The following is a 4,778-nucleotide window of genomic DNA, read 5'->3' as shown; positions in this document are numbered from 1 at the left end:
CGCGACGTGGTCGCCGACTACTCGGAGCGCTCGCTGACCTCGGCGCTGCCGCCGATCGGTGATCCGGAGTCGGTGGTCCGCGACGTGCTGGACCGGGTGGCCGGGTTCGGGCCGCTGCAGCGCTACCCGGACGACCCCGAGGTGGAGGAGGTCTGGGTCAACGAGCCGGGCCGGGTGTTCGTCGCCCGCCGGGGTCGCAGCGAGCTGACCACGACGATCCTGGCGCCCGGCGAGCTGGCCGACCTGGTCGAGCGGATGCTGCGCACCTCGGGTCGACGGATCGACATGTCGACGCCGTTCGTCGACGCGATGATGCCCGACGGTTCCCGGCTGCACGTGGTCATCCCCGACATCACCCGTCGGCACATGGCGGTGAACATCCGCAAGTTCGTGCTGCAGGCCCACTCGCTCGACGAGCTGGTCGCGCTGGGCACGCTCACCGCGCCGGCGGCCCGCTTCCTGGAGGCCGCGGTCGCCGCCGGGCTGAACATCCTGGTCTCCGGCGGCACCCAGGCCAGCAAGACGACCCTGCTCAACTGGGCGCTAAGGCGTGCGTGCGGCAGTCGGCGGGAGAATCTCCGTCACGGCGTTGCGGGACAGCGTAGGATAGCGCTTCCAGGCATGAAGCGCCAGCCCGCTCCTACTGGCGGGTGACCGCAGACTCCGTTATACATGTGGCGCAGGCGCGGCAGTCGATGAGACGTTGCACCTGCGTTGGGCCGCGTTCGGGGCCGTCAGGGGGAGCAACGTGACATCGAACCTTCAGGAATCGCGGCATCCGATTGAACCGGATGAGCCTGGGTCGCCAAAACGGGTTGACGCGATTGTGCGGCCGACAGCTCAGGCGTGGACGATCGAGAACAACACAGATCTCCATGTTGTTGAGGTGATCCTTGAACTCGGGGCTGAGGGCGCGGCGCGTACAGCAGTGCCCGTGAATGAGGGAGCGCGACTCGGACGTGAACGCGCCTTCAGGAGTGCAGCCTTAGAGCTGAAATCCGGCGCTGACACCAAGCGGTTGGCCGACGAGGTTCGCCCGGGCGCGCATCACACAAACCCGAGCGTGCACATAAAGAAATCACCTCTTAAGGGTGAGGGATCCCGGCTGGGGCCTAGTTCCAGCTACGCGGCAGTGGCTATGGTCTCCCCTGGGCTCAGCGGTGCAAGCTCCGACAGTACATCGGGGCAGATGGGTGAGGGATGGTCGATGGGGTCGCGTTGTCTAGCTGAGGGCTCGACCTCCATAAAGTTTCTGACCATTGCTCTATTTGTCAGCGGCCTGCTGCTGGCGACAGGGTTAACGTCGCTCATTGGTCTTCGCATGGGCGAGCTTATAAGCCTCTACTTCGTAGTTGCTGGGCTGGGTCTTGCAGTCTCCTCTTTTATGTTCCTTGCGCAGCGACACCGTCTGCGCTGAGCCGAAGTAGGCCGACTCGACGATACGGGGTCAACGGGTGCCGCCGCCTATAAATGAAGGCGATAGACGAAAGTTCTGGCGTCTAGTCAAGGGCCTGATTGATGAAATCGCCACGCCGGCGGGTAAGGTCAATGTCTTCACGTCGGCAGTACTCGCTTTTGCCTTCCTCCTGAGTGCGGTTGCAATCCTGGCTCCACCAGCCCTGCCTCACGTCGTCGTGTCCAGCATCGGCCTGGACGTTGAGTTCAACGACCTGGAGTTGGGCCCCGCCATGGCCCTCGCTGTCATGGCCGTGGTTTGGCTTGGGATGACTTACCTCTGTGTTTCCGTCTACCTTGAGGGGAAAGGCAAGTAGGCGCATGACAGACTCTAGTGAGTCGCAAGTTTCCCCGGGTCTCGAGGACTCGCCTGAGTGGCAGAGGTCGCTAGGGTCGCTCGAGGGCCTTAGCGAAGATCAATGGCGCCTTCTCGACCTTGCCATTCAGGACACTAAGTCAGTCTTCGGCGGTGGGTATCGCGTAACCGTCAGCGAAATCGAAAACTACATGACGGATGCCCTGGGGGGCGAGGACCCAGTTGACCCTTTCCCGGGAATCCCTCTCATCTTCTTAGTGGGAGGCTATTTCGACCTCGAGCGAATATCTAGCCCTTCAGTCCGCGATGCAGTGAGCGGCCTGAGGAGGCGCCACGAGGCGTGGATGACGCACGTAGTCACGACGGGCAGTCGGCCTCGAGACTGGTCCCGACTTGGCTGGGCGAAGGTTGAGTCAACGTTCGTGCCGGACATACGGTTGCAGATCACCCGGGTGGATGGTGACGTTCTCGAGTTGGAGTTCGGAGCGGAATCCGGATTGAGATTAGCCTCTCGTATCGCTCGCTGGATCGCCGATAATGAGGGTGACCTAAGCGAAGGTCTTAGATACGCGGACACGTTTGAGGAAATCGCCAAATCGCTCCGAACGAAAGCTGCAATCCAAGGAACGAACTCCGGCGAGGAAGTGCAGCAGTCGGCGCCCCGCTCCGCTGACTCGGTCGTCGATCCGACTTGACCTTCCACGGCTGGTGTTGTCGACATAGGGCTAGGGTGTCGACAGACCTGCTCCACATTTGAACGCCCCGGCATGCACCGCAATCCGTGTGCGATCGGAGCGACCTCTACCTAGGCTCCAGGCATGCCCCGACGCGTGTGCTGGTTCTGCGAGGCCTACTCCAACATGAGCTGGGTTGACGGCCGAGGAGCCAGGCTCGACAGCGGCCTCATCGACTACGTCGGTGTGTACTCCTGCGACTCATGCCACCACCTGAGCCTCGGAACTGTGACCCGCAACTCGCAGGAACTGGGGATGCGCGGTTCGGTCCAGAATGTCCTCTCAACCTTCGACTCGAGTATTCGCTGGCAGCCCGTCAAAGCGACCGGCAAGGACTACCCGGACGTGCCGGAGGCAATCCGGGAGGCTGCGTCCGAGGTGCACCAGTGTCTGAGCATCGGCGCCATCCGTGGAGCCATCGCCATCGCGCGGGCCGTGGTCGAGGCTACGGCGAAAGACCAGGGGATCACGACGGGGACGCTGCAGCAGAAGATCGACGGCTTAGCGAATGCGGGAAAGATCCGCCCCGACACGCAGGACGCTGCCCACGAGGTCCGGCTCGACGGCAACGAGATCGCGCACGGCGACCTCGCGGCCACTCCGCCGGACGTGGCGGAGGCTGAGGAGATCGTTGCGCTCATGGACGAGGTGCTGGAGGAGGTGTACGAGGGACCGGCGCGCGTGGCCCGAGCACGGGCGAACAGGGCCGCCCGCAAGCAGGCCCCCAGGTCCGCAACGTTGCCCTAGCGCGAACGAGCGAGCGCTGCGCCAGTGCTCAACCTTTAAGACGATGCGCATCCCGCTCTCGCTCTGGCTGATCGAGACCGTAATCCAAATCGACCTAGGGTAGTCGGCCCGCCACAACCTGCGGGGATCCAGCAGGCAGGGTCGACGACGACCTCGGCCTCGCCTTCGCTGTCGATGCGGGCCAGCAGAGCCTGGCGCGGCGCGGTCGTGTGAAGATCCGCGGGCCGACGTGACGGCTCGCGCTGTTTCTGCGTCATGCCCTTGGCGTGGCAGCGAGCCGCCGCAGGCTCTGTCCGTCCAGCTTCATCCGAAGCGAGCTGATTCCTTGTCCGCACATCCACGGAACAGCAAGAGAGGCTCGGGACGAGTCCACAGCTTGCTATCGATACTCGGGCCTCATCGAACAACGCGCCCCAAACCTCGACGTCGAGAGCCTGCGTCAGACGAGGAGCGAGCAGAGCCCACGCGCCGACGACGGACCGTCGCGCTGTTCGGTCATCCAGCCCACCAGCCCCAGCGAGCCTCTCGACTGAGCGCAGCGCGGAGACGCATCGGGCAGCGAGGCCGAACATCGCTCGATCCTGAATGCCACGCGCGGACAGCTCGGCGAGCAGCAGCGCGTGCTTGACGTCGGAGTCGACGGCGGTCGTGGTCATGCGTCGCCTCGCGTGGGCGTAGGAGGAGGGGGAGGGGGCAGCGGCGATAACCGCTGGACCGGGTTGCTTCGCAGACGCGCGACAGCCGGGTCCAAAGAAGATCGAGTTTCGGGCACCCCGCGGCCGCTCGAGCCGGTCTGCGAGGGTCGAGCTGTGAACGGGACTCTTGCGATCGCTGCACTGGGCTTGCTGACCACCCTGACGTCCCCACTCCTGCAGAGCTGGGTGGCCTCCCGGCGGGAGCGTGCTGCATGGCGCCGGGACAAGGCGACGGCTATCTACACCGACGCCATGGCACACGCACAGACATTGGAAACGCTGCTCGAGCGGATCACTGACCCGTATCCGAGTACGAGTGCGTTTCCGGAGCTGACGCATGTGGATCTCATCACCGCCCGGATGCGCATGTTCGCGCCCGCCCCAGTCTTCGCCGCCTGGAAGACCCTTCTGCGCACAGAGGAAGTGCTCAGGTGGAACATCGAGCAGGACTTTCCGGCTCTCGGGACCGAGTACGGCGAGGCGGTCCCCGCGGACCACACGGACGTTCTGAAGCTGCGCACTGATGTTGAGAGTTTTTACGAGGTGATGCGCAAGGCGATCGGGAGCTGATCGCCCACGGTTGCCGTCCAGCTCGGTGCGGGTCCGGACGATGTCCACGCTCTCGACGAGCTGCGGCTTCAGGCCCAGGGGGCTGTTAGCGCGGGGAGGGGGGTGAGGCCCGGCAGTGGACTCGGGACGACGTCGAGCGGGGCAGCGCCGTCGTCGATTTCGTGCTGGTCTCGTTGCTGATCGTGGCGCTGCTGCTGGCGGTGCTGCAGGTGGCGGTGTACGTGCACGTGCGCAACGTGGTGGCGGCGAGCGCGCAGGAGG

The 4,778-nt window shown here is 64.4% G+C and carries 4 protein-coding genes and 1 pseudogene; all 5 read left to right on the top strand.

Annotated features, from left to right (window positions below; translation table 11 throughout):
- The coding region (locus tag ACI79K_RS20990) for an ATPase, T2SS/T4P/T4SS family (RefSeq protein ID WP_456600667.1) at positions 1-654 on the top strand (654 nt) is incomplete at its 5' end.
- Between the two features lie 94 nt (positions 655-748).
- Positions 749-1,417 (top strand): hypothetical protein, encoded by a 669-nt coding sequence (locus ACI79K_RS20985; RefSeq protein WP_456600666.1) that lies wholly within the window; start codon positions 749-751, stop codon positions 1,415-1,417.
- A gap of 1,172 nt (positions 1,418-2,589) precedes the next feature.
- Positions 2,590-3,252, top strand: a complete 663-nt coding sequence (locus ACI79K_RS20980) for a DUF4145 domain-containing protein (RefSeq protein ID WP_456600665.1) — start codon at positions 2,590-2,592, stop codon at positions 3,250-3,252.
- Positions 3,253-4,061: 809 nt separating this feature from the next.
- Positions 4,062-4,517, top strand: a complete 456-nt coding sequence (locus tag ACI79K_RS20975) for a hypothetical protein (RefSeq protein WP_456600664.1) — start codon at positions 4,062-4,064, stop codon at positions 4,515-4,517.
- A gap of 152 nt (positions 4,518-4,669) precedes the next feature.
- A pseudogene (locus ACI79K_RS20970) lies at positions 4,670-4,778 on the top strand (TadE/TadG family type IV pilus assembly protein); the annotation flags it as partial.

This window comes from Blastococcus sp. SYSU DS0616 (assembly GCF_054051015.1).
Note: the sequence above shows the minus strand (reverse complement) of the source record. Positions and strands in the feature narration are given on the sequence as shown.

Coding starts and splice junctions, on each gene's coding strand:
- ACI79K_RS20980 (WP_456600665.1), top strand. CDS start 2,590: ATGCCCCGACGCGTGTGCTGGTTCTGCGAGGCCTACTCCAACATGAGC.